This window comes from Endozoicomonas sp. ALD068 (genome assembly GCF_049310145.1).
In the GTDB taxonomy this organism is placed as follows: Bacteria; Pseudomonadota; Gammaproteobacteria; order Pseudomonadales; family Endozoicomonadaceae; genus Endozoicomonas_A.
Genome location: NZ_JBLYNU010000004.1, coordinates 5,067,852 through 5,092,688 on the forward strand (window position 1 = coordinate 5,067,852; position 24,837 = coordinate 5,092,688).

The window sequence follows — 24,837 nt, forward strand, 5'->3', positions numbered from 1 at the left end:
TTAGGCTTTTTTTCATTTTACTTTCCTGCTATTCACTGTCGCAACAAGGCAAAACATGATATCACCGCACGATCCTTTTCTTCAGCAACAAGGCCTGCTGATGGCCAGCAGTTACTTTACCCTGACGGGTCAGTTGCTTTTCGGACTGCCTCTGAAAGACCCCGAACTGGGTTTAAAGCTGTATGAACACTCGTCAGTGTTGTTGTCTCATGGCACACAAAGTGATCCGATTTTCTGTTATGGCAACCTGAGTGCCCAGTCTCTCTTTGAAATGGACTGGAACATCCTGACTCAAATGCCCTCCAGGCACTCTGCAGGGCAGCCCAACAGGGAAGAGCGGGCCAGATTGCTCAAAGAAGTCAGTGAACGCGGCTACATCAAAAACTATTCAGGTATCCGGGTTTCCAGTACCGGACGACGGTTTTTGATTGAGCAGGCGCTGGTCTGGAATCTCTACGATGAGGAAGATGAATACCGGGGTCAGGCTGCTGCATTCAGTGACTGGACTTTTCTTTGAGATCTCCCCGTATCTTCAAGGGCGACAGGTATAGATAGCCATTCAACTGAGCTATTCTGAACAATAGACGATCAAAGGATAATTTTTATGAAAGGACTCATTTTCAGCGGCCTCTGCTTGTTGTCCTTGCCCGCCTTTTCAGAAAACGACTTGCCTCTGCCATCACCGCCCGCTTCCGCAGAAGCTCATGATTATAAAAAGCAGAGCATCGAACAGTTGATCGACAGCGGAGACGATGAGGAGCTAGTGAGACTTTCCGGTCAAATCATCAAGAAGCTTAGATGTTCAATTTACCTGTTTCGAGATAAAACCGGAGAAATCCAGATTCAGATTAAGAATGACGACATACCCAAAAAGGGTCTGCTCTTCCGCTCCCCTACCATCATCAAAGGTGAGGTCACGAAAGACCCAAACAAACCCATTGTAGTGGAAGCCGACAAGATTCTTTATGTTTTCTAAAGACTAATCCGCCCCCGTGCATTCCAGATCTCCGATCATTACTGAGTGCGGTCACCGACCACCAGGAAGTCGGAGTTGAGCAGTAAATCTCCGGCACCCTCCAGCGTTATATTTTGGATAGACAAAATATGACCAATATTTATTTTTCAGGCATTTTTTCCGGGTAAATTTAGTTTTTTATGGCAGTATTTAGTTTTTACCGCTACTAAAAATCTAACATAATCTGTAATTATGTAGACTTAATCTACGCCGTCGACATGGATGCACGACGAATCGTGTCTAACTCCACTCTTGCGTAGGGTTTAGGGTCTGGGCGACCCCGTCGAGCTGTAACCTGTCTCGACCGTAATTATCAAGGTTCAAACTCGCACTGTAATCCCTATCATGCAGAGTTTTACATTTTGGACACCGCCACTCACGATCAGACAGAGTAAGATTGTCATTTACGTAGTCGCAAGTATGAACCGCACACTTCTTCGAGCTGGGAAAGAACCGATCTGCAATCACAACCTGGCATCCTCTCAGCTCTGCCTTGTATTCAACAAGTTCTCTCAGCTTACCGAAACCTGCGTCACTGATTGCTCTTGCCAGTTTGCGGTTTTTTACCATGCCTTTGACATTCAGATTTTCGAGGGTGATTATTTTGAATCTTGACGTCAGATAATCACTTACCTCATGTAGTACGGCTGATCGCTGGTTACTTATCCGGTAATGCAGTTTGGCAACCGCTCGCTTGGCTTTCACATAGCGGTTGCTTCCCTTTGTTTTGCGGCTTAACGCCCTCTGTTTCCTGTTAAGGCGTTTCAGAGAGCCTTTCAGTTTCTGATTAGCAGTAAAGGTTTTGCCATTCGAACAAATAGCTAAACCTTTGATGCCAAAATCAACGCCTACAGACTCATGGCTTTGTGCTTTTGGGTGGTAATCCTGAGTGTCTACCAAAATAGAAGCGAAATACTTTCCGGCTCGCTTACTGATCGTCACCTGACAAGGTGTTCCGGTGAATCTCAGTTCCTGGCGCATCTTGATGCGGGTTTTCAGTTTCTCAATGCGAAGTGTTCTGCCATCAACATCGAACTTGGGTTTTTCTCTGAGAGAAAAACTGTCGTGTAGTCCTCGCTTCTTGAATCTTGGATAACCTGCTTTTTCTCCTTTCTTCACCCGACGGAAGAAGTGAGTAAAGGCGTCATGAAGATCGTCGATTGTATTCCTGGTGACACGTTGGCTGACTTCGGCATACCAGGGAAACTCAAGCCTGAGTTCTTGGTATTTTTCATTCGCAGCCTTCTTTGACCATTTAACGCCTTCTTGATTGAAATGTGCCAACAGTTGATTGAACGCATGACGACGAGAACCACAAGCCCTATCAAGATAATCGGCTTGTTGTTTTGTCGGTCTGAGTTCAATCTTGTGAGCTAACAACATCTTGCAAAGTCTCAAGCATTTTTTCGTATAACCTGAGTTCGCCAACCTTTTGCAGAACAGCAGGCTTCCAGTAACTCTTGCTGCCTGTCTAAGTCTGGCTTTTGGTCGTGACCGGATACTCTGCAATAGCAAAGCGTTGGCGCAGCTTCGTTACTGTAGCCCATCAATTCAGACACGTCGTAGTAACAAGTTCCAACTTTGGTCTTTCTGGCAGGAAGCAGCTCACCTGCACTTTCCGATTTTCAAAGTGTTATTGGGTCTGTACCATGTAAACGAGCTGCCCCACCTAATCTTCACTAATCACTTATCCATGCTTGAGATCTTATAAGATAGTTTTAGATTATAATAGATTTCTGCGAACTGTTTTTAACCCTCACAGATATGGAGCAGTTCCGGGAATGCATAAATTGCAGGTCGGCGGCCAGATCCTTCCCTGAGCGTCACAATGGGACCATCCGGCACATGCAACTGGCGCAAAAGACCGTGCAGAGTAGGCTTACTGATACCAGACCGTTTAGCAAAATCGTTCACTTGAAAGATAGGTCTGTCAAAGAGTGTATCTATCAGTTGCATAGTGAACTTTGAGCCTGTCGTTTGTTGAACACTGACTTTAGTCTTCTCATATAACGACATGATCGTTTTTACTTTCTGAACGTTCTCTTTAGCCTGAATCAGTGTGGCTTTGAGAAAAAATTCAATCCATCCTGTCCAGTCGCCTTCCTGGTAAATCCTCTTCAGCCGTTCGTAATATTCATCCCGGTGTGCTTCCAGATAACCTGAAAGATAAAACATAGGACTGGAGAGTCTCTGTTTACTGTATAAAAACAGCGGTATAACCAAACGACCAATACGACCATTGCCATCCTTGAATGGGTGTATCAGTTCAAATTGAGCATGAACAATGGCGGTCTGAGCCAATACATCAAAATCATTCTCGCCCAGATAATGATTCCAGGCTTCAAGATGATCCATCAGCTTTATGGGGTCCGGGGGAACAAAGGTTGCGGTCTCCAGGGTACATCCAGCTCGACCAATCCAATTCTGATCCTTTCGAAAAGCACCCGGTGCTTTGCCTTGCCCTCTTACACTGTCCAGTAGTAGCTGATGTAACTGTAACAAGAGGCTTAAAGAGATGGTTCGCCCTTCAGCCAGGTACTCCTGAGCCAGCATCAATGCTTTTCGATAGTTCAGTATTTCCTGAATGTCTGTATTTTTTCTCTCGTCAAATTGAGCACCTGCTTCATGCTCAAGCACCTCTTCAACCGTGGCCTGGGTCCCTTCAATCCTCGATGATAACACCGCTTCCTGATTCATCAAGGGCGATAGCATGACCGCAGGATTAATGATTCCCTGCAGCAAACCACTGTATTCAGCAAGTGCCGCATTAGCTTCACCAACCAGCGTGATGAGACGGCTGAAATCAAGACCTTGAAGGGGAAGCGTATCAGGTATATACGGGGTCATGCCAAAACCTTGTGTATTAAAAAAAAGAATATTTAATATATAAATCCTTTTGTGTCTGTCGTATCCAACACAAAATTTTTTATTAAAAATTGCAATATTTAATACACAATAACGGTAGCGTACTGAACCTGATACACAAATCAGATTTTGTATTAAATTAATTGATTTTTAATACAAAAAATACAAATCACTCGGCCACTTTATCTTTCCTAACAGATTAAGAGTGTCAACCAGCAAAATCCGCGAAGTTTCCAGACGGGGCTTCCATTACATTATCCAAACCTGCCTTCCAGTAGCATGCTCCTCTTGGGAATATTGCTCTGGCAGGCAGGTTTGGCTTATTCAGACTCCTAAAGACCAATTAATAACCGTGCATTCCAGATCTTCGACCAGTCCTGAGTTCGATCACCCACCACCAGAAAATCGGAATTCAGCAGACTCTCTTTGAAGTTGTAGGAAAAGCGCTTGCCGTGAGGGTCCAGCAGTAAGCCTCCGGCACCTTCCAGTATCGCCTGAGCTGCTGCGGTATCCCACTCGGATGTCGGCCCCAGCCTTGGGTAGATGTCTGCCAGCCCCTCTGCGACACGGCAACTCTTGAGGGCACTGCCGACAGGCCTTACCTCCAGATTGGGATAGAGCGCTCTGAGTTTTTCAATAAATACAGCAGCTCTTTCGGTGCCATAACTGCGACTGCCCAGTGCCACAGTTTCCTTTCCTGGCTGAAAACTTCTTGGAGTAATACTGACCGCAGGCTGGTCCTCAGTTTGCTTGAAAGCCCCCAGGTCACTGCCACCCCAATAAATAGTATTCTCATCAGGGACGTGAACCACACCCAATACCGGGTAGCTTCGACCATCTTCTGACTTTTCCATCAAGGCGATATTCACAGTGAACTGGCCATTTCCATTGATAAACTCCTGGGTGCCATCCAGGGGGTCCACCAGCCAATAGCGTTCCCACTGGCAGCGTTCGGTAAAAGCGGTATGCTCCGACTCTTCTGATAAAATCGGGTATTGAACGTCCAGAGCCTTCAGGCCCCGCTCAATCACTTCGTTGGCTTTGAGATCTGCCACAGTAACCGGCGTTTTGTCAGATTTATGCTGAACACCCAGATCTTGCTGATGGTAAAGGGTCAGGATGGCCTCTCCGGCCTCTCGGGCAATCTGCTTTACGGACTCAATCAGCTTGTTGTCAAACATCAGGATTCTCCAGCCATCCGGCCTGAATTTTCTCTCTGACCAGAAACAGGGCAGCCAACGCCCTTGCTTCGGAAAAGTCCGGCCTTTCGTTCAGTTCCAGCAAGCGGTCAAAGGACCACTCAACCACTTCCAGGGGCTCTGGCTCATCCCCTTCGAGCTTTTCTTCATAAAGATCCCAGGCCACCATTGAGTGTATTCTGCTTTTCATGTAGTTGGGTGACTGGGTAAATGAACTCAGGTACTTCCATTGCCGGGCTCCATAACCGACTTCTTCCTTTAGCTCGCGGTTACCGCCTTGTTGCAGACTTTCTTCCGGCTCAACCAACCCCTTGGGCAGAGTCAACTGATAGTCTTCGGTACCACCGGCATACTCGCGGATCATCAGAAAACGATGATTATCCAGCAGCGGCACCACCATGACCGCCTGATGCCCTGTTCCAAAAGAACCCAATCGTTCATAGGTTCTTTCAACACCATTGGAGAATTTGAGATCCAGTTCTTCTATTCTGAACAGACGAGTGCGTGCAATTTCACGACACGCTTTGATGACCGGTTTTTCTGACATGATTCCCTGCCTCTTGTTCAGCCGTTATTATATGTGTCTAAGCCATTGCTTACATACGTCGATGGACACTTAATTCACTTAGCCTTGCGCCAATAATACAGCAAGATTGCCGTTCAGGGTCTGGATACGCCATTATGACAACAGAAGAATATCGAGGTGATTATGATTAACTGGAATACCATAGATACGGTTCTCCTCGATATGGATGGCACACTGTTGGATCTCCATTTTGATAACTACTTCTGGATGGAATATGTGCCTCATAAATATGCCGAAAAACACAGCATTACTCTGCAGCAGTCGAAAGAAGAGTTGCATCCGAGGGTAGCCCAGACATACGGCAAGTTGGAATGGTACTGCCTGGATTACTGGGCCAGAGAGCTGGACCTGGATATCATCGCTCTGAAGCAGGAGCTGGTTCATTTGATCAGCTTCAGACCCGGTGCCGACCGTTTCCTGCAAAATATCCGCGACCGGGGCAAGAAAGTGATTATGATCACCAATGCCCATCGGGACAGCCTGTCGCTGAAGCTGGAAAGACTCTCCATGGCCCACTACTTTGACAAATTGATCAGCTCCCATGATTACGGCTACCCGAAGGAAACCCAGGCATTCTGGCACAACCTTGAAGCCGATATAGGAACGGACAAGGAACGAGCCCTGTTCATTGATGACAGCCTGCCGGTCCTGGATTCTGCCAAAACCTATGGCATCGCCCATTTACTGGCTATCCGTTACCCAGACAGCAAACAGGGTGCTAAAGATACTGGTGAATATCAGGCTGTTGAAGATTTTCACGAGCTTATTCATCTTTGATTAGGCTTTGAAAACCAGTTTAATGACTTTTGAGAGTAATGAATGGCCAAGCAAAGTAGTGTTCACAACAAACAGTCGGACAAAGTACGCCTGGACAAGTGGCTCTGGGCTGCCCGCTTTTACAAGACCCGAAATATCGCCAAAGAAGCTATTGAAGGTGGCAAGGTGCACCTGAATGGCCAGCGCTGCAAACCCGGTAAAGAGCCCAAAGTAGGTGACCAGCTGAAACTGCGTACCGGTTGGGATGAAAGAGTAGTGATTGTTCGGGAACTCTCTGACAAACGTCAGAAAGCCGAGTTGGCACAACAACTCTACAAAGAGACTGCGGCCAGCATCCAGTCTCGTGAGGTGGCAGCAGAACAACGCAAGGCAATGCGCGGTGCCATGGCGCCGAGGCCGGATCGCCGTCCGGATAAAAAACAGAGAAGGGATATTCTCAGGCAGAAATCCAACCTGGCCGATTAATGTCAGATCAGATAAACAACACCTTTTTCCACCTTTGAGAGAACCAGGGTCAGTTTGTCACCAAGGCATGGGCCTGCCACACACTCTCCTGACTCAATGAGAAACAGAGCCCCATGAGTAGCGCACTGGATCACTCGCTTTTCGCTGTCCAGAAAGCGGTCTTGCTGCCATTCCAGATTAATACCGAGGTGTGGGCAACTGTTTTCGTAGACGAAGACCTCTTCATCTCGACGGACAACGAAAATAGAGCCTTTTTCGGTTTCGAAACCTTTACTTCCCGGGTTTTCAAGATCATCAACAGCGCAGAGTTCCAACAAGTTTCCAGTTCCTGAGTTTGATGGCTGCTCAGAAAATAGATTCTTCAAACAGCCATGAGCCGACAATGGCGCTCACTGCGCATCATCAAGGGAGATACGAAGCCTGAAAGAGCAGTATCGGCCCATAATAATCGAGCTGATTTAAAACTCATAGCGCACTCTGGCTGAAAAACTGTCGGTGGTGTAGTGCTGACTCCAGTTATGGTCATATCCTGCTCTGAGTGTCCAGTGATGACCACTTTTGACGGCAAAAGCAAGACCTGCAGTGAGACGATAGGGGTCCCTGTCCTGCCCAGCCACTTTGAGAGTTGAGCCGTCAGCCAGGTAGGTCGCTTTGAATTCGCTTCCGGATGAAATAAAGTCGTAATAGCCCATCAGTGTCAGCTCAGGTTTAAAGACGGTCTGACGTCCCCAAATGGCTCCGTTAAACTTGAATCCAGCACCCAGCTCAGCTGTGAGGTAGTCATCATTTTCAATTTTTCGCTCGAACCCGGAGTTTCCCTTTTCAGAATAATCCTGGATCCGAAGCTGACCATAACTGAACAAAGCCCGAGGCACCAGACTCCAGCTACCCAGCTGCCAGGCGGTGCTACCAGTGACTCTGAGGCCCCACTGGTCAGCCTTGAAGTCGCCTTTCACTCTTTGGCCATTAACTGTTTTTTTACTGTCGTTGGAACCACTTCCCACAGATGCCATGGCGTTCATGGACAGTCTTCGGTAATTCCAGCTGCCATAGAGCGAGGTCAGATAACTTTGTTGACGGGTACTGGCGCCATCATCCATTTCAATAGAGGCTTTGGATAAGGTCATGGCAAACCCGAATCTGATATTACCTTCCAGCTCACCGTCCACTCCCAGCGTCATGCCTCCCACCTGATTCTTGAAGCCCATTTCCTGAGCAACAGCCTCCTGTTCACCCTCGGTATAAAGAAGCTGACCCCAGGCTGCACCATCGACAAACTGGTCGCCATAACTAAAACCACGACGAATGCCTTGATTACGACTGAAAATGATATTGTGAACGTTATTGGTCAGAGTCAGCCCTGTTTTTTGAACTGCGGCCGAAGCCTCCGGTTGAATTTCATTAGCCTGGGCAGAAGCCACTACCGTGGCTAAAGCCGCAACGGGTAAAAAATAATTGCGCGAAATTTTCACAATCCTTGTGCCTTCCTTGTTCTCAGTGCTGATTCAAGTCATTAATGTAGGCAGGAGGTTGCCTGTTCTCGGTCAACCTCCGGACTTTTTCTGATATCTGCTATTGTCATCGGATCATTCAGACAATGTCTTAGTAAGAATCACTGAAGCCCATTCCATGCAGTGGTTATATTCTTCCGCTTTCTACATCTTTCAAAAAATCCACGAGCGCTTGCCGGTAATTTTCCGGATCATCCCACATAGAGCAATGACTGCCGTTATCACAGAGCACCAGCCTGCTGTGAGGCAGAATGGAAGCCATCTGCTTCTGATCGTCCGGCGCCGTAGTGTCGTAGCGTCCAGCCAGTACCAGTGTTGCAACACGGATCCCGGCCAGATCATTCCAACGATCCCAGCCCAGCAGATTGCCGGTAAAAACAAACTCATTATTACCCTGCATAGTGTTGTAAACACTCAGATTCCTGTGATCAAAGGCCCTGTTCAGGGCTTCAGGCCAGCTCGGCAATCTGCAAATGTACTTGCGATAGAGATGTTCCATCAAAAGAGAAGGGTGCTCTTCATTGTCCAGATCGTTCGCTGCTTCGAATGGTTGTATTTGATCGACCACTTCCGGTGGCAACTGCTCCCGAAGGTGCTTGGTATGAGCCATATAGGAATGAATACTGCCGGTGATGCTGCCGAGAATCAGTCCTTTCAGATATTTTTGGTACCTAAGTGCATATTCAATTGCCCACAAGCCACCACAGCCGTGGCCAAAGAGGTAAAAATCCTCCAGGCCCAACGCCGTCCGAACCTGTTCGATCTCATCAATGAATCGTTCCAATTGCCAAAGTGATCCATCTTCAGGCTGATCTGAGCACCATGAACCCAGTTGATCATAAAAAATGACCTCCACTCCTTGAGGAGCAAGAAAATCTTCCAGACATTCCAGGTACTCATGGGAACACCCCGGCCCACCGTGCAGTGTCAGTAACCTTAATGGCCCAGAGCCCACCCGCTGAGTCCAGACCCGATAACCGTTATCCAGTGTCACCCACTGAACTCCCGGTGCGTTGTGCTTCTCTTGTTTGGTCATCATGCCAGTACACTGTTTAGACTTCGCAACGGATTCAGTGTAGGCAGTTTCTGTGGAAAAAGAGGCAATGCACTCATTTACCTACTACTATTTCCGAGCCATCGTTTAGCTAAATTATTTATCTTTCAACGGTTTGTCGATTTTATTGAAGACTCATGCCCTGATCCTGGTTCTCACCTTGCTGGCTTGCTCAAACCAAACCAGTGCATCCACAGCCTGCCAGAAAACTTTTGGGCCTGCTGGAGGCAATATATTGCTATCAGGAATAAGTGTTTCATCGGGAGACAACCTGTAGATCACAATCCCTTACAGCAGCCATCGTATTACTTTGCTAAATGACTCACAGGGGGTCGGTCCCAAACCAACTCAGCAGAGCATCTGAAAGAGAAACGGCTCAGTCGCTTTTCCCGTTAAAGTTCCCAATAGGCAGAAAGAGTCTGACAAGAGGGAGACTCAACGGGGTTCTGTGGAAAACTCTCTATGGAAGCTGTGGATAAATACAGTTGTCAGCAGCGATCAGTTTAAATAGATAAATTCCATAGTCGTCCAGAGGCCTTTATTTATGTGATGTTTTTTTTGTCGCTTTCTTTAAGCTCACGGGAAAAAACCTGTGCATAAAAAGTGTATAACAGATTGTGCACCCTTCTTGAGCAAGTTCATCTCCTTTGCTGACTCGAAAAAGGCTGGCCTTTTTTTCAGAGTTCCGAGACACTTGAGTGACGACTTCTGTCTGCACCGGCGAACAGACATAGGCCATGGCAAACCCATTACCGCAGTAAGAAAGCATTAAATCCGACAGCCCCAGACCCGGATGGAATCATGAACCCCGGAAAAATATTCAAATGATTATCGAGGCGTTCACATGGGCCTTCTCAAGGGCAGTAAAAGGCGCACGACAGGCAGGACTTGTGCAAGAGGTTGCTGCGATTGCAGGGAAGTACCAGCGTAACAAAAAAGCCTGGCAACCCCATTTGGAGCAAACCCGCGCTGCCATTAATGCCGCCATAAAGGAAGCTGATCCTGCTGAACCCATTCTGATTCTGGGCTCAGGACTGGGCCTTGATCTTCCACTGCAAACACTCAACGATCATCCAACCGGTGCCCTATTGTTCGACGCCGTAAAGCCGCCGCAGCTTGCTGCCAAGCTGAAACAGTATCCAAATATTAAATTTGAACTAAGAGATGTCACCGGCCTTCTCGAGGAACTCTGTAGCAACTTCAGCAGCAAGAAGATAAGCCTGCCCACTTCTGCACCGCTGCCGCTCAAGGGTTTCAGCCTGGCAATTAGTGTGAATATGCTTTCACAGATTCCGTTATCATTCTCCAACAGCCCACCGGAAGGCGACGCGGAAATACGCATGATGACGGCTATCCAGAAAGCCCACATCATGACTTTAAAAGCGATGGGCTTTACCATTCTCTTAATTTCTGATTACGAACGCCACGAGTACAAAGACGATGGCATTGAGGTTATCACGACCGTTGCGTGCCCCCTTTGGCCCGGTAAACCTGTAAATGAATGGGACTGGCATATTACACCATCAGGCGAAAGCAGAAATGGTCAGACCACAATCCTTAAGGTGGGTGTCTGGAAAATCCCTGCTGAGTTAGCGATGGCCTTGAATGAATCAACGACTCAAGGCAGCCAGTCTTCTTCCATAATCTGATCAAATGTCCATGGGCAAATCTCAGGAAAGCTGTGTTCATCAAGCTGCTGATGCTTCATCACATATCGATTCATTTCTTTAATCGCAAGCAGTTTTCCGTCTGGGTAGGCTTCATCCATACTGATGTTCAACATACCCTTGAGATGAGGTCGCTTCTTCAGGAGCTTCCTAATTGCAATTCTTGTTCGGTCTATAGTTGCCATCCAATCTCTGCAGTTATAAGGCTCAGGCAGCACAGGATTCAGAACTCGAATCTGATACTCATATTTCAGTAAATGGAGCAGGAGTGTCGTCAAACGAGATTCCAAGGTATCCAACTCACTGCTCATATCATGGATTTCCCCAATCAGGTTATCTACATCAAGCTGGTCAAATTGACGGTTGGTCAGATACTCTTTCTGCTGCTCAACCCAGCGATAAAAATCGCTCTCATACAGGTTTTTCACGAATAGCCTCCTATCCGGCTCAAACTCAGAGGTATAGTCTACATTTTCTTCTCATCAGGTATTACTGCATCAAACGGCAACCAATCTTCTTCCATAATCTGATCAAATGTCCATGGGCAAATCTCAGGAAAGCTATGTTCATTCAGTTGCTGATGGGGCTGAACATAGTCATTCATTGCCTTGATAGCCAAGACCTTTCCATCAACATAAGCTTCATCGAAAAGGCTTTTCACCTCACTCTGAAGATGAGGCCGTCTCTTTATAAGCTTGTTAATTGCCAGCCTTGTTCTATTAATTGTTCCTTTCCAATCTCTGCAGTTATAAGGCTCGGGCAGCACAGGATTCAAAACTCGAATCTGATAATCATATTTCAGTAAATGGAGCAGGAGTGTCGTCAAACGAGATTCCAGGGTATCCAACTCACTGCTCATATCATCGATTTCCCCAATCAGGTTATCTATATCAAGTTGGTCAAATTGACGATTGGTCAGATACTCTTTCTGTTGCTCAACCCAGCGATAATAATCAGTCTCGTATAGATTTTTCATGAATTGTCTCCTGTCCGGCTTAGGCCCGAGAGTATAGTTTATGTTTTCTTTTTGTCAGGAATCACCACATCAAACGGCAGCCCCTTTCTCAGGACAATCTGGCTGAAATAGAGATTAATAGCCTGGGAGGTCGTTAGTCCCAGTTTACGAAGCACTTGTTCCGCTTCTTCCTTTAACGCTTCGTCGATACGCGCTCTGACGGTGGTTTCTTTAGCCATAGTGGTATCTCCCGTGACATATTTCTGACTGGAATTCATGATTTCCTGTATGGTACATGAAACAGACGACCAACGGATGCGTTGTTCCTGCTACGCTTTTCCCGATAAGTGTTAAACTATCTAGATTGTTTGGCTGCCTGCACATTCGTTGTGAGCACTTTTACCTCACCTAGGGCACTTGCCAGTTTTTTTGTCGAAGCAACTCGATAACCTATTCCGGAGGAATCAATTTAATGGGCCGACGCCATAAAACCCACGCTGTTCAGGTTGGACACATTACCATCGGTGGCGATGCGCCTGTGGTCGTCCAATCCATGACGGATACGGATACTGCTGATGTCGAGCGTACGGTTGAGCAAATAAAGCTTCTGGCGGACGCTGGCTCTGAGATTGTCCGGGTGACGGTCAATACCGAAGAAGCGGCTGCTGCAGTTCCGGCCATCTATGAGAAGCTGGCCCAACAGGGCTACAACGTCCCTATTGTCGGCGACTTTCACTACAATGGTCATATTTTGCTGACCAAGTACGATGATACCGCCCGCCTGCTGCACAAATATCGCATTAATCCGGGCAATGTTGGCTTTGGCAACAAGAAAGACGATCGCTTCAACGCCATGATTGACGTAGCCATAAAGTACGACAAACCGATTCGTATCGGGGTGAACTGGGGCAGTCTGGATAAAGAGCTGTCGACTCGTTTAATGGATGAAAACGCACGTTCTGAAAACCCTAAATCCTCTCAGGAAGTTCTGCACGAAGCTCTGGTACTCTCCGCGTTGACCAGTGCCGATGCAGCCGTAGCAAGAGGGCTGGGGGCCAACAAAATTGTTATCTCCTGCAAGGTCTCCCGGGTACAGGACCTGATCAGTGTCTACGAAATGCTCTCAGAGCGTTGTGAATATGCACTCCACCTGGGTCTGACCGAAGCGGGTATGGGCAGCAAGGGGATTGTTTCGTCCAGTGTTGCCATGGGCGTATTGCTTCAGCAGGGCATTGGCAACACCATTCGTACCTCCCTGACTCCAGAGCCCAATGGCAGCCGTGATCGAGAGGTGATTGTTTCCCAACAGATATTACAGGCACTGGATGTCCGTAGCTTTTCTCCTGAGGTGACCGCCTGCCCCGGCTGCGGTCGAACCACCAGTACTTTCTTCAGGGTTCTGACGGATGAAGTCGACGCCTTTCTGCGTACCAAAATGGTGACCTGGCGTCACAAATTTGTGGGTGTGGAAGAAATGAAAGTAGCGGTTATGGGTTGTGTTGTTAACGGTCCCGGTGAGAGTAAACATGCCAACATCGGCATCAGTCTGCCCGGAACCGGTGAAGCACCTTCGGCACCTGTGTTTATCGACGGTCAAAAAGTAACTACGCTCAAGGGTGACAATATCACTGAAGAGTACAAGGAAATGATTGAAGAGTACGTCCACAAAACTTACTCACCCAGGGAATCACTAATTGCCACCCAGTAATCGCTCAATCAAATTCCTTAGAAGCCCGCTCAGCGGGCTTTTTTATGCTCCGGTACTTGATTACTCTGCTTCTTTTGGCTCAGGTTTTTCCTGATCAACCATCTCCGGTGTTTCCAGACTGATCCGTCCGAGGCCACCGCTGCGGAATTCATTCAGGAGAATCTCAGAGACCTTATGAAGATCAGCTATACCGCCTCTTCTCATGCAGTTTCTGCGGGCAGCAATCACATCCATCAGTTCGATATCACTGGAAGGCAACTCATTGATCTGAAAACGCTGCCTGAGAGCTTCCGGGTATGCTTTCAGAAAATATTCAGCGGCAAACAGGGCGATGTCTTCGTATTCCAGAACCGCATCTTTAATCGCTCCGGAAATGGCCAGTCGATATCCACAGGCTTCCGGCTCCAGCTTGGGCCAGAGGAATCCGGGCGTATCCAAAAGCATCATGCCATTAGGTAACTTGATGCGCTGCTGCTGCTTGGTAACTGCGGGGACATTTCCGGTTTTGGCAATAATACGGTTGGCAAGCGTGTTGATCATGGTGGATTTGCCGACATTGGGAATCCCCAGGATCATGGCTCTCATGCCTTTGATGTCGAGTTTGCGTTCTACCATGCTCTCGGCCAGCCTCAGAACACCGCGCACTTTTTCCGGCTGACTTTGGGTCAGGGCAATGGCCTTAACCCCTTCTTCTTTTTCCATCTCCCTGATCCACCGCTCAGTGACAGCAGGATCAGCCAGATCACTCTTGTTCAAGACCTTAATGTAGGGCGTTTTACCACGCAGAGAAGGCACCAGAGGGTTTCCGCTACTGAAAGGAAGACGGGCATCCAGAACTTCGATGATCAGATCGACTTCCGGAACCACTTTCTTGATCTCCTTTCGAGCCTTGTGCATATGCCCGGGAAACCAGTTAATTGCCATAACAACACCTTTGTATACTGAAGGCCGGTATTCTATATGCTCCGGAGCAATCTAGTAACCCAGGCTTTTATCTATTGCTGGCGGCATTTCTCCCTGCTCAATAAGCGCTACGTCTGCAACAATCTGTTCCATCGCCCGCTCAATCGGAGTAGGAGCTGCAACATGAGGCGTAACAATAACCCGTCTGTTCTGCCAAAGGGGATGCTTGTTGTCCAGTGGCTCAACTTCAAACACATCCAGCACGGCGCCCCTCATGCGGCCTGTTTCCAGAAGATTTTGCAAAGCCTCTATCTCGATAACATCGCCCCGTCCTCCATTAATAAGAACACTGTCTTCAGGCAGCTTTTCCAAAGCCTTCTGATTCAACAACTTTTGGGTAGAAGGTGTTGAGGGCAAGAGATTGACCAGCACTCTGGAGTGTTTCAGAAGGTAGTCCAATCCTGCATCGCCTGATACAGCATTAACACCGTCGACCTGCTTTTCAGTTCGACTCCAGCCAATGACCGGGAATCCTGAATCGCTGACTGCCTTTGCCACTGCTTTACCAATAACACCAAGACCGAGAATGCCTACCGTCCATTCTGACTTTTTGCTTATTTTATGGGGCTGCCAATGACTATCTAGCTGTTGCTGCCTGTAATAATCAAAATCTCGATAGAAATGCAGCAGACCATATATCACATAATCCGACATGTATTCCTCCATGCCGACTCCTCTTAACTTGAAGACTGGAAGATCAGCAGGAAGGCTCTCAAGATTTACCAGTCCATCAACACCGACACCTTGGTTAAATACTGCTTTTAATTGGGTCTGTTGTTGAAAGAATTCGGCCGGAGGTTGCCAGATCACTGCATAATCCGCCAGCCAGTCGTGACACGCTTCTTCAACCCAATGACGTACGTCTGCATCAGGAAAAGCGTTCCTGACGGCTGAAGTCCAAAGTTCACTATTTTTCTTGTTATACACAATGATTTTCATCAACCTTAACTCCTTGGTAGATCATGAACTAATAATTAAAAATAACGCCCTGAGTCGCGACCAGAAAAAGCCTGACCACTGGGATGGATAATGCGGCCTTATTAACAGATATTGATTAAGAACAGTTAATGTCCTGCACTGCAATAATTTGAATACAGCTTTTCTATCATTGTGATAGTCTTTGCCAATTTCCAATTTCATCTGCTTGCCTCTAACTTTTATTTTATACAACAAGAGGACAATTCCATGAATGTATCCAAACAGTTAGAAAATAAACAAGATAGTTTCGATGTTTCAGTTAAGCAATCCAAAAAGCAAAACGATTGCAATTTCAACGATGACTATTACGGAGACAGAGTCTGTCTTGCACCTTCTAACCAAAAGAAATAACAATTTGCAGATTCGAGCATTAATAAATTCTTGATAGAATGCTGCAACTCTACAAAGTCGTTCTGGATGATCCTGTCAATTGCGAGTTCGGTTACCAAAATACAAAAACCCCAGCTGATCTCTCAACTGGGGTTTTGCTTTATTCAATGCCTGGCGATAATCAACTCTCACATGTGGAAGCCCCACACTACCAGAGGCTGTCGCAAAACTCTAACAACTCGTTCCCACGCTCTGCGTGGGAATGCATACCTCCCCTGAAAAGCGGACTCTGCAGCACGAGATGGCTATGGGTTCTCACGCTGGAGCATGGGAACCAGAGTTTTGCGACAGCCTCACCATCGGTGGGGGCCGCCCAGGTGGGGCCGCCCAGGCATGTGTCGTTTCACTTCTGTTCTGCCACACTCCTTTGCCCACAAAACAAAAACCCCGGTCAATCTCTCAACCGGGGTTTTGCTTTATTCAATGCCTGGCGATGACCTACTCTCACATGGGGAAACCCCACACTACCATCGGCGATGCGTCGTTTCACTACCGAGTTCGGGATGGGATCGGGTGGTTCCAACGCTCTATGGTCACCAGGCAAAACTGGTCGAGCCGTTGGCTCTCGAGCTGGAAGCTTTAAGCTGGAGGCTTGAAGCTGTTTCTCGAAAACCAAGGCTCTGGAATCCAAATCTCTTTTAAGCTGTGTCGTCTATTCTTGCTCAACACTCTCGTTCACTGTGTACGGCTTCAAGCTTCCAGCTTCCAGCTTTTGCTGGCAGCTTCGCTGCGCAAATCGCTTTGGCGTTATATGGTCAAGCCTCTCGAGTCATTAGTACGGGTTAGCTCAACGCCTCACAACGCTTACACACCCCGCCTATCAACGTCATAGTCTTTAACGTCTCTTATGGGCCTTGCGGCCAGGGAAGTCTCATCTTGAAGGGGGCTTCCCGCTTAGATGCTTTCAGCGGTTATCCCGTCCGAACTTAGCTACCGGGCAATGCGTCTGGCGACACAACCCGAACACCAGTGGTTCGTCCACTCCGGTCCTCTCGTACTAGGAGCAGCTCTCCTCAAACTTCCAACGTCCACGGCAGATAGGGACCGAACTGTCTCACGACGTTCTAAACCCAGCTCGCGTACCACTTTAAATGGCGAACAGCCATACCCTTGGGACCGGCTTCAGCCCCAGGATGTGATGAGCCGACATCGAGGTGCCAAACACCGCCGTCGATGTGAACTCTTGGGCGGTATCAGCCTGTTATCCCCGGAGTACCTTTTATCCGTTGAGCGATGGCCCTTCCATTCAGAACCACCGGATCACTATGACCTACTTTCGTACCTGCTCGAGATGTACCTCTCGCAGTCAAGCTGGCTTGTACCATTACACTAACCGCACGATGTCCGACCGTGCTTAGCCAACCTTCGTGCTCCTCCGTTACTCTTTGGGAGGAGACCGCCCCAGTCAAACTACCCACCACACAATGTCCCCGATCCTGCTAAAGGACCTGGGTTAGAACCTCAATATTGCCAGGGTGGTATTTCAAGGTTGGCTCCATGCAGACTGGCGTCCACACTTCAAAGCCTCCCACCTATCCTACACAAGCAACATCAAGATCCACTGTGAAGCTGTAGTAAAGGTTCACGGGGTCTTTCCGTCTAGCCGCGGATACACTGCATCTTAACAGCGATTTCAATTTCACTGAGTCCTGGGTGGAGACAGCGTGGCCATCGTTACGCCATTCGTGCAGGTCGGAACTTACCCGACAAGGAATTTCGCTACCTTAGGACCGTTATAGTTACGGCCGCCGTTTACCGGGGCTTCGATCAACCGCTTCTCTTGCGATAACAGCATCAATTAACCTTCCGGCACCGGGCAGGCGTCACACCGTATACGTCCACTTACGTGTTAGCACAGTGCTGTGTTTTTAATAAACAGTCGCAGCCACCTGGTATCTTCGACCCCCTTCAGCTTACGGAGCAAGTCCGATCACCAAAAGGGGCGCACCTTCTCCCGAAGTTACGGTGCCATTTTGCCTAGTTCCTTCACCCAGGTTCTCTCAAGCGCCTTGGTATTCTCTACCTGACCACCTGTGTCGGTTTCGGGTACGGTCCCTTTTGACCTGATGCTTAGAAGGTTTTCCTGGAAGCCTGGCATCAACCACTTCCCCACCTTGGTGGGTTCGTCATCAGTTCTCGGCTTTGTGAACCCGGATTTGCCTGAGTCCACAGCCTACGACCTTAAACAGGGACAACCATCGCCCTGCTGGCCTAGCCTTCTCCGTCACTCCATCGCAGTCAAAAGGGGTACAGGAATATTAACCTGTTTCCCATCGATTACGTCTTTCGACCTCACCTTAGGGGCCGACTCACCCTGCGCCGATTAGCGTTGCGCAGGAACCCTTGGTCTTCCGGCGAGGGAGCCTCTCACTCCCTTTATCGTTACTCATGTCAGCATTCGCACTTGTGATACGTCCAGCCCACCTCCCGGTGAACCTTCAACCGCTTACACAACGCTCCTCTACCGGTTCAGTTGTCAGTTTGCAGTTGTCGGTTGTCAGTTTGAACTGAGTTATTTAAAACTCTTGTGCAAACTAACCAACATCTTACTGACTTGGTTGTATTCGGTTTTGAGGTCTTGCCATTGCTGATCGTCAATGTAATTGAGATCAAGGCAGTACCTTAACCAAACTCTCATTTCGTCAGATGATCCGATAGCCATCAATATGAACCTTCGAAACTCTGCTTTTGAGATGATCAGTTTCCCATGTCCTTCAGCAATATTTGCACAGATTCCTTTACTGGCTCTGCGCATCTGATCAGCAAGTCCATGCATTTGTTCAATTCTCGGAAATTCCAGCGAGAGCTTGTGAACTTTCAAAGAAAGCTTATAGGCCCGTTGAAATACTTCTAAATCTTCAAATCGCTGCATACTTACTTCTCATACTGCCAACTGACAACTGTAAACTGACAACTGAACCCCGTAGCTTCGGTGAATAGTTTGAGCCCCGTTACATCTTCCGCGCGAGCCGACTCGACCAGTGAGCTATTACGCTTTCTTTAAAGGGTGGCTGCTTCTAAGCCAACCTCCTGGCTGTCTGGGCCTTCTCACATCGTTTCCCACTTAACTATTACTTTGGGACCTTAGCTGACGGTCTGGGTTGTTTCCCTTTCCACGACGGACGTTAGCACCCGCCGTGTGTCTCCCGTGATTGCACTCATCGGTATTCGGAGTTTGCATGGGGTTGGTAAGCCGGGATGGCCCCCTAGCCCAAACAGTGCTCTACCCCCGATGGTGAGACACGAGGCGCTACCTAAATAGCTTTCGAGGAGAACCAGCTATCTCCGGGCTTGATTAGCCTTTCACTCCTATCCACAAGTCATCCCCTGGCTTTTCAACGACAGTGGGTTCGGTCCTCCAATCAGTGTTACCTGATCTTCAACCTGCTCATGGATAGATCGCCCGGTTTCGGGTCTATTCACTGCGACTGGACGCCCTGTTAAGACTCGCTTTCGCTACGGCTTCCCTATACGGTTAACCTTGCCACAGAAAATAAGTCGCTGACCCATTATACAAAAGGTACGCAGTCATCAGTGGCCAGTTGTCAGTTGTCGGTGGTCAGTTTTGTTCAGCGTCAATTTCAACACCTCTGCAAATCTGCCCGTATTTTCCAACTTGACGACCTGGTAATCAGTCATCTGATGTCGCTTGCCTACTGGCAACTGACAACTGACAACTGACCACTGACTCCCACTGCTTGTACGTACACGGTTTCAGGTTCTATTTCACTCCCCTCAACGGGGTTCTTTTCGCCTTTCCCTCACGGTACTGGTTCACTATCGGTCAGTCAGGAGTATTTAGCCTTGGAGGATGGTCCCCCCATGTTCAGACAACATTTCACGTGTGCCGTCCTACTCGATTTCACAATCAATGGCTTTTCGCGTACGGGGCTATCACCCACTATGGCCACACTTTCCAGAGTGTTCCGCTAAACCAAAAATTGCTTAAGGGCTACTCCCCGTTCGCTCGCCGCTACTGGGGGAATCTCGGTTGATTTCTTTTCCTCCGGGTACTTAGATGTTTCAGTTCCCCGGGTTCGCCTCCTAAACCCTATGTATTCAGGTTAAGGATACTCACTTGTGTGAGTGGGTTTCCCCATTCGGACATTCCTGGATCAACGCCTGTTTATCGGCTCCCCAAGACTTTTCGCAGATTACCACGTCCTTCATCGCCTCTGACTGCCAAGGCATCCACCGTGTACGCTTAGTCACTTGACCATATAACCCAAAACGATCTCTTCGAGATCTCAGTTGTCAGTTGTCGGTGACCAGTGGTCAGTCGATTCGTGGCAACTGATGGTTATAGGCAATAACTACCTTTAACGATCTTCAGTAACCGGCAACTGTCAACTGACAACCGGCCACTGATACGCCCTACACTTGAGAGTGTCTCAGCAAGAATTTCATTAAAAGACCAAAGTCTTTTAAATCAACTCAGCTTAATTTAAGTTTGGATTCCACATTGTTAAAGATCGCATTGTCCGCTTTCTATTAAAGAAGGGGACAATGAAGCAAAATACGCTTAATGAATGAGTCGTTCGGATTAATGGTGGAGCTAAGCGGGATCGAACCGCTGACCTCCTGCGTGCAAAGCAGGCGCTCTCCCAGCTGAGCTATAGCCCCATATTCCGAATCATGATTGGTGGGTCTGGGCAGACTCGAACTGCCGACCTCACCCTTATCAGGGGTGCGCTCTAACCAACTGAGCTACAGACCCAATCCTGCTGGTTCAGCGCACCGCCAAAACAACCGATTCATTAAACACACTTTTTTAAAGAACAAAACTAACAACTGCCAACTGACCACCGTCAACTGACAACTGATAATCAAACAATTCGTGTGAACGCTTATGGAAGGTCGGTCTTCGTTTAAGGAGGTGATCCAGCCCCAGGTTCCCCTAGGGCTACCTTGTTACGACTTCACCCCAGTCATGAATCACTCCGTGGTAACCGCTCTCCCGAAGGTTAAGCTAGCTACTTCTGGAGCAACCCACTCCCATGGTGTGACGGGCGGTGTGTACAAGGCCCGGGAACGTATTCACCGTGACATTCTGATTCACGATTACTAGCGATTCCGACTTCATGGAGTCGAGTTGCAGACTCCAATCCGGACTACGATGCACTTTCTCAGATTAGCTCCACCTCGCGGCTTGGCAACCGTCTGTATGCACCATTGTAGCACGTGTGTAGCCCTGGCCGTAAGGGCCATGATGACTTGACGTCGTCCCCACCTTCCTCCGGTTTGTCACCGGCAGTCTCCCCAGAGTGCCCACCCGAAGTGCTGGTAACTGAGGATAAGGGTTGCGCTCGTTGCGGGACTTAACCCAACATCTCACGACACGAGCTGACGACAGCCATGCAGCACCTGTCACTGCGTTCCCGAAGGCACCCCTCTATCTCTAAAAGGTTCGCAGGATGTCAAGGCCAGGTAAGGTTCTTCGCGTTGCTTCGAATTAAACCACATGCTCCACCGCTTGTGCGGGCCCCCGTCAATTCATTTGAGTTTTAACCTTGCGGCCGTACTCCCCAGGCGGTCTACTTATCGCGTTAGCTGCGTCACCAGAAATGCAAGATCCCCGACGACTAGTAGACATCGTTTACGGCGTGGACTACCAGGGTATCTAATCCTGTTTGCTCCCCACGCTTTCGTACCTCAGCGTCAGTGTCAGACCAGAGTGTCGCCTTCGCCACTGGTGTTCCTTCCTATATCTACGCATTTCACCGCTACACAGGAAATTCCACACTCCTCTTCCGCACTCTAGCTTGCCAGTTTTGGGTGCCGTTCCCAGGTTGAGCCCGGGGCTTTCACATCCAACTTAACAAGCCGCCTACGCACGCTTTACGCCCAGTAATTCCGATTAACGCTCGCACCCTCCGTATTACCGCGGCTGCTGGCACGGAGTTAGCCGGTGCTTCTTCTGCGAGTAACGTCACAGCTCAAGGGTATTAACCTTGAACCTTTCCTCCTCGCTGAAAGTGCTTTACAACCCTAGGGCCTTCTTCACACACGCGGCATGGCTGCATCAGGCTTGCGCCCATTGTGCAATATTCCCCACTGCTGCCTCCCGTAGGAGTCTGGGCCGTGTCTCAGTCCCAGTGTGGCTGATCATCCTCTCAGACCAGCTACGGATCGTCGCCTTGGTAGGCCTTTACCCCACCAACCAGCTAATCCGACGCAGGCTCATCCGATAGCGCAAGGTTCGCTCCTTATAAAAGAAACGGGTCCCCTGCTTTCCCCCTTAGGGCGTATGCGGTATTAATCCGGATTTCTCCGGGCTATCCCCCACTACCGGGCAGATTCCTACGTGTTACGCACCCGTCCGCCGCTCGTCAGCAACTAGCAAGCTAGTTCTGTTACCGCTCGACTTGCATGTGTTAGGCCTGCCGCCAGCGTTCAATCTGAGCCATGATCAAACTCTTCAGTTTAAATCGTTTTGTCAGCTGCCCCGAAGAACATGCTGACTGCTCAATCTTTGCAATTAAACGTACATGTTAGAATTAACGAGTATGTTCGCTTGCTTGATCAGCATTTAAATCATTTCAGAGCAAAGCTCTGTTGACCGATGCCATTCGCACAAGCGCCCACACGAATTGTCTGATAATTTGTTAAAGAACTGGATTAAAACAAGAAGGTTTTAACCGGCTGATTCAGCGGTCAGCGCTGTTCAGCGAGGCCGCTATCTTACCGCGACCGTTTTTGTTGTCAAGCCTTGTCTTTGCCAAGGAGTCAAAGCGGCTTTCCAACCCGCTAAACTGACAAACACTTATGATTAATCAGTGTTGTTTTTCCTGTTCAGCGGCGGCGCATTCTACCGTGTCAGCCGATGTTGTCAACCTGACTTTTTATCAGGCGATTCAGTTCTGCTGCTGTGGCGACCTGCTCCGTTCGAGGAGGCGAACTATACAGAATTTTATGTGGGGTTCAACATGCGACAAAGCACTAACGTATTATCCCTTAATGCTTAAGAAGATTATTTTTGCCGCAGCTATTTTACCCTTCTGCCAGAGGTAAGAAACCGGCAACTGGGCCGACTTTCTCAGGATGAATCAAAAACCAGCTTAACAATCACGCATTGGTGGCCACAAAATACTTTGGATCTTCAATGACATTCACTTCTACCATGTTGCCTGCTTTCTTCAGAAGTTTCTGACAATCCTGACTCAGGTGCAGCAGGTGCAGAGTTCTGCCTGCCTTGGTATAACGCTCTGCCAGGGTATCAATGGCTTCCAGTCCGGAGTGATCGCACACTCGGGAATCGGCAAAATCGATCACTACATCATTGTTGTCGACTTTTGGTGAGAACTGTTCCAGAAAGTGAGTGGTGGAGCCAAAGAACAAAGGTCCATGCACTTTGTAAACACTGGAGCCTTCACGGTCTTCTTTCTTCTCAATCCGAATGTGCTTGGCGTGTTCCCAGGCGAAGATCAGGGCAGAAACAATGACACCGATAATGACTGCGACAGCCAAATCGGTCAGAACCGTCACGACCGATACCAGCACCAGAACAAAGGCATCGCCGCCGGGCACCTTGCGCATGATGCGAAAGCTACTCCATTCAAACGTGCCAATCACTACAATGAACATGACACCGATCAGGGCTGCAACAGGGATTCGCTCAATCAGAGAGGAAGCCACCAGTATGAATGCCAGCAGGAACAACGCTGCAGAAATACCCGACAAGCGTCCACGCCCCCCGGAGTTAACATTGATCATACTCTGGCCAATCATGGCACAGCCGCCCATACCGCCAAAAAAGCCGGTCACAATATTGGCTGCGCCCTGACCCATGCATTCACGGTTCGAGCTGCCATGAGTTTCAGTAATTTCGTCCACCATACGCAGGGTTAAGAGAGATTCAATCAAACCAATGGCCGCCAGGATCAGAGAGTAGGGCAGAATAATCAGAAAAGTCTCCATGCTCAATGGCACCATGGGAACACTGAATTCAGGTAATCCACCGGCAATGCCTGCTACATCACCTACGGTTCGGGTATCAAGATCAAGGCCAATGACCAGCAGCGAAACCACAAGAATGGCTGCCAGAGAAGAAGGAATCGCCGTCGTCAGTTTAGGCAAAAAGTGAATAATGGCCATGGTCAAAGCCACCAGTCCCAGCATCATGCCGAGCTCACTTCCCTGCATCCAGGCTATATCGATAACACTGCCTTCCATAAAGGTTCCAGACAACCAGCCTGTCGCACCCTCTACACCAAATTGACCCAGCTGAGCCAGGAAAATAACGATCGCCAGGCCGTTAACAAAGCCCAGCATCACCGGGTGGGGCACCATGCGAATAAATTTACCCAGCTTCAACGCCCCTGCCAGAACCTGAATAATCCCCATCAGTACAACGGTTGCAAAGAGATACTGAACACCGTGGTCGGCCACCAGACTGACCATAACCACAGCCAGTGCACCGGTAGCACCAGAAATCATGCCCGGACGACCACCGATTGCAGCTGTGATAAGACCTACCATAAACGCAGCGTAGAGACCCACTAGTGGTTCAACACCCGCAACAAATGCAAAAGCTACCGCTTCGGGCACCAATGCCAGTGCTACCGTCAGACCTGACAACAGGTCATTTTTCATGGTAGCTACCTTACTAGCTTTAAGATCGAACAACATTGCCTCCGATTCAAACAGGCAGGTGGGTGGCGAAAGATTAGTTTTTAATTATACGAGCCGATATGGGTTTGTCGGA

The 24,837-nt window shown here is 48.5% G+C and carries 19 protein-coding genes, 2 tRNA genes and 3 rRNA genes; 6 read left to right on the forward strand and 18 right to left on the reverse strand.

The window, feature by feature from the left end; all coding sequences use genetic code 11:
* The first annotated feature begins 55 nt into the window (after positions 1-55).
* Both ACO6V5_RS18525 and ACO6V5_RS18530 read left to right on the forward strand, forming a co-directional pair.
* Positions 56-517, forward strand: a complete 462-nt coding sequence (locus ACO6V5_RS18525; protein WP_422136300.1) for an MEKHLA domain-containing protein — start codon at positions 56-58, stop codon at positions 515-517.
* An 87-nt stretch (positions 518-604) separates the two neighbouring features.
* Positions 605-976 carry a NirD/YgiW/YdeI family stress tolerance protein gene (locus ACO6V5_RS18530; RefSeq protein ID WP_422136299.1) on the forward strand — a complete coding sequence of 124 codons (372 nt, stop codon included), beginning with the start codon at positions 605-607 and terminating at the stop codon, positions 974-976.
* Between the two features lie 279 nt (positions 977-1,255).
* Here the strand turns inward: ACO6V5_RS18530 and ACO6V5_RS18535 are convergent, their stop codons facing one another.
* From ACO6V5_RS18535 to nudE, 4 genes are all read right to left on the reverse strand, one after another.
* On the reverse strand, positions 1,256-2,398 hold the full coding sequence (locus tag ACO6V5_RS18535) for an RNA-guided endonuclease InsQ/TnpB family protein (RefSeq protein WP_422409726.1): 1,143 nt from the start codon (positions 2,396-2,398) through the stop codon (positions 1,256-1,258).
* 366 nt (positions 2,399-2,764) lie between these two features.
* Positions 2,765-3,862 (reverse strand): Fic family protein, encoded by a 1,098-nt coding sequence (locus ACO6V5_RS18540; RefSeq protein ID WP_422409723.1) that lies wholly within the window; start codon positions 3,860-3,862, stop codon positions 2,765-2,767.
* A 350-nt stretch (positions 3,863-4,212) separates the two neighbouring features.
* On the reverse strand, positions 4,213-5,061 hold the full coding sequence (gene cysQ, locus ACO6V5_RS18545; RefSeq protein ID WP_422409721.1) for a 3'(2'),5'-bisphosphate nucleotidase CysQ: 849 nt from the start codon (positions 5,059-5,061) through the stop codon (positions 4,213-4,215).
* Positions 5,054-5,626, reverse strand: coding sequence for an ADP compounds hydrolase NudE (nudE, locus tag ACO6V5_RS18550; protein ID WP_422136295.1), 573 nt, complete (start codon positions 5,624-5,626; stop codon positions 5,054-5,056). The genes cysQ and nudE overlap by 8 nt, the downstream gene beginning before the upstream one ends.
* Before the next feature lie 162 nt (positions 5,627-5,788).
* On the opposite strand from nudE, the gene yrfG reads away from it, so the two are divergent.
* Together yrfG and hslR are read left to right on the forward strand one after the other, a co-directional pair.
* Positions 5,789-6,442 (forward strand): GMP/IMP nucleotidase, encoded by a 654-nt coding sequence (gene yrfG / locus ACO6V5_RS18555; RefSeq protein ID WP_422136294.1) that lies wholly within the window; start codon positions 5,789-5,791, stop codon positions 6,440-6,442.
* A gap of 42 nt (positions 6,443-6,484) precedes the next feature.
* Positions 6,485-6,907, forward strand: coding sequence for a ribosome-associated heat shock protein Hsp15 (gene hslR, locus ACO6V5_RS18560; protein ID WP_422136293.1), 423 nt, complete (start codon positions 6,485-6,487; stop codon positions 6,905-6,907).
* 2 nt (positions 6,908-6,909) lie between these two features.
* Here hslR and ACO6V5_RS18565 read toward each other — a convergent pair whose 3' ends face one another.
* From ACO6V5_RS18565 to ACO6V5_RS18575, 3 genes are all read right to left on the reverse strand, one after another.
* The gene (locus tag ACO6V5_RS18565; protein WP_422136292.1) at positions 6,910-7,224 is read right to left on the reverse strand and encodes a Rieske (2Fe-2S) protein; all 315 of its coding nucleotides are present in this window, start codon (positions 7,222-7,224) and stop codon (positions 6,910-6,912) included.
* A gap of 141 nt (positions 7,225-7,365) precedes the next feature.
* Complete coding sequence (locus ACO6V5_RS18570; RefSeq protein ID WP_422136291.1) at positions 7,366-8,379, reverse strand: autotransporter outer membrane beta-barrel domain-containing protein; 1,014 nt, start codon at positions 8,377-8,379, stop codon at positions 7,366-7,368.
* 166 nt (positions 8,380-8,545) lie between these two features.
* Positions 8,546-9,457, reverse strand: coding sequence for a proline iminopeptidase-family hydrolase (locus ACO6V5_RS18575; protein WP_422136290.1), 912 nt, complete (start codon positions 9,455-9,457; stop codon positions 8,546-8,548).
* An 839-nt stretch (positions 9,458-10,296) separates the two neighbouring features.
* On the opposite strand from ACO6V5_RS18575, the gene ACO6V5_RS18580 reads away from it, so the two are divergent.
* Positions 10,297-11,121 (forward strand): hypothetical protein, encoded by an 825-nt coding sequence (locus ACO6V5_RS18580; protein ID WP_422409717.1) that lies wholly within the window; start codon positions 10,297-10,299, stop codon positions 11,119-11,121.
* On the opposite strand, the gene ACO6V5_RS18585 is transcribed toward ACO6V5_RS18580, so the two are convergent.
* From ACO6V5_RS18585 to ACO6V5_RS18595, 3 genes are read right to left on the reverse strand one after another with little or no spacing between them, the layout of a single operon-like run.
* On the reverse strand, positions 11,091-11,567 hold the full coding sequence (locus tag ACO6V5_RS18585; RefSeq protein WP_422136288.1) for a DUF29 domain-containing protein: 477 nt from the start codon (positions 11,565-11,567) through the stop codon (positions 11,091-11,093). The genes ACO6V5_RS18580 and ACO6V5_RS18585 overlap by 31 nt on opposite strands.
* A gap of 38 nt (positions 11,568-11,605) precedes the next feature.
* A complete protein-coding gene (locus ACO6V5_RS18590; protein ID WP_422136287.1) occupies positions 11,606-12,115 on the reverse strand; it encodes a DUF29 domain-containing protein in 510 nt (169 codons plus the stop codon).
* 38 nt (positions 12,116-12,153) lie between these two features.
* Complete coding sequence (locus ACO6V5_RS18595; protein WP_422139515.1) at positions 12,154-12,333, reverse strand: type II toxin-antitoxin system RelB/DinJ family antitoxin; 180 nt, start codon at positions 12,331-12,333, stop codon at positions 12,154-12,156.
* A gap of 233 nt (positions 12,334-12,566) precedes the next feature.
* Between ACO6V5_RS18595 and ispG the strand changes: the two genes are divergently transcribed.
* A complete protein-coding gene (ispG, locus tag ACO6V5_RS18600; RefSeq protein ID WP_422139514.1) occupies positions 12,567-13,802 on the forward strand; it encodes a flavodoxin-dependent (E)-4-hydroxy-3-methylbut-2-enyl-diphosphate synthase in 1,236 nt (411 codons plus the stop codon).
* A 60-nt stretch (positions 13,803-13,862) separates the two neighbouring features.
* Here ispG and ylqF read toward each other — a convergent pair whose 3' ends face one another.
* The 8 genes from ylqF to ACO6V5_RS18640 all read right to left on the reverse strand — a co-directional run bounded on the left by ylqF (position 13,863) and on the right by ACO6V5_RS18640 (position 24,725).
* Entirely contained in the window at positions 13,863-14,726 is an 864-nt protein-coding gene (gene ylqF / locus ACO6V5_RS18605; RefSeq protein ID WP_422136284.1) for a ribosome biogenesis GTPase YlqF, read from the reverse strand.
* 51 nt (positions 14,727-14,777) lie between these two features.
* Positions 14,778-15,704: a 2-hydroxyacid dehydrogenase gene (locus ACO6V5_RS18610; RefSeq protein ID WP_422136283.1), complete on the reverse strand. Its 927-nt coding sequence runs from the start codon at positions 15,702-15,704 to the stop codon at positions 14,778-14,780.
* A gap of 854 nt (positions 15,705-16,558) precedes the next feature.
* A 5S ribosomal RNA gene (gene rrf, locus ACO6V5_RS18615) occupies positions 16,559-16,674 on the reverse strand.
* A 210-nt stretch (positions 16,675-16,884) separates the two neighbouring features.
* Positions 16,885-20,351 (reverse strand): 23S ribosomal RNA (locus ACO6V5_RS18620).
* A gap of 329 nt (positions 20,352-20,680) precedes the next feature.
* A tRNA-Ala gene (locus ACO6V5_RS18625) sits at positions 20,681-20,756 on the reverse strand.
* Between the two features lie 17 nt (positions 20,757-20,773).
* A tRNA-Ile gene (locus ACO6V5_RS18630) sits at positions 20,774-20,850 on the reverse strand.
* A 152-nt stretch (positions 20,851-21,002) separates the two neighbouring features.
* Positions 21,003-22,558 (reverse strand): 16S ribosomal RNA (locus ACO6V5_RS18635).
* Together the 16S, 23S and 5S rRNA genes with 2 tRNA genes alongside form the textbook arrangement of a ribosomal RNA operon.
* 640 nt (positions 22,559-23,198) lie before the next feature.
* On the reverse strand, positions 23,199-24,725 hold the full coding sequence (locus ACO6V5_RS18640; RefSeq protein WP_422136282.1) for a SulP family inorganic anion transporter: 1,527 nt from the start codon (positions 24,723-24,725) through the stop codon (positions 23,199-23,201).
* Positions 24,726-24,837: the final 112 nt, after the last annotated feature.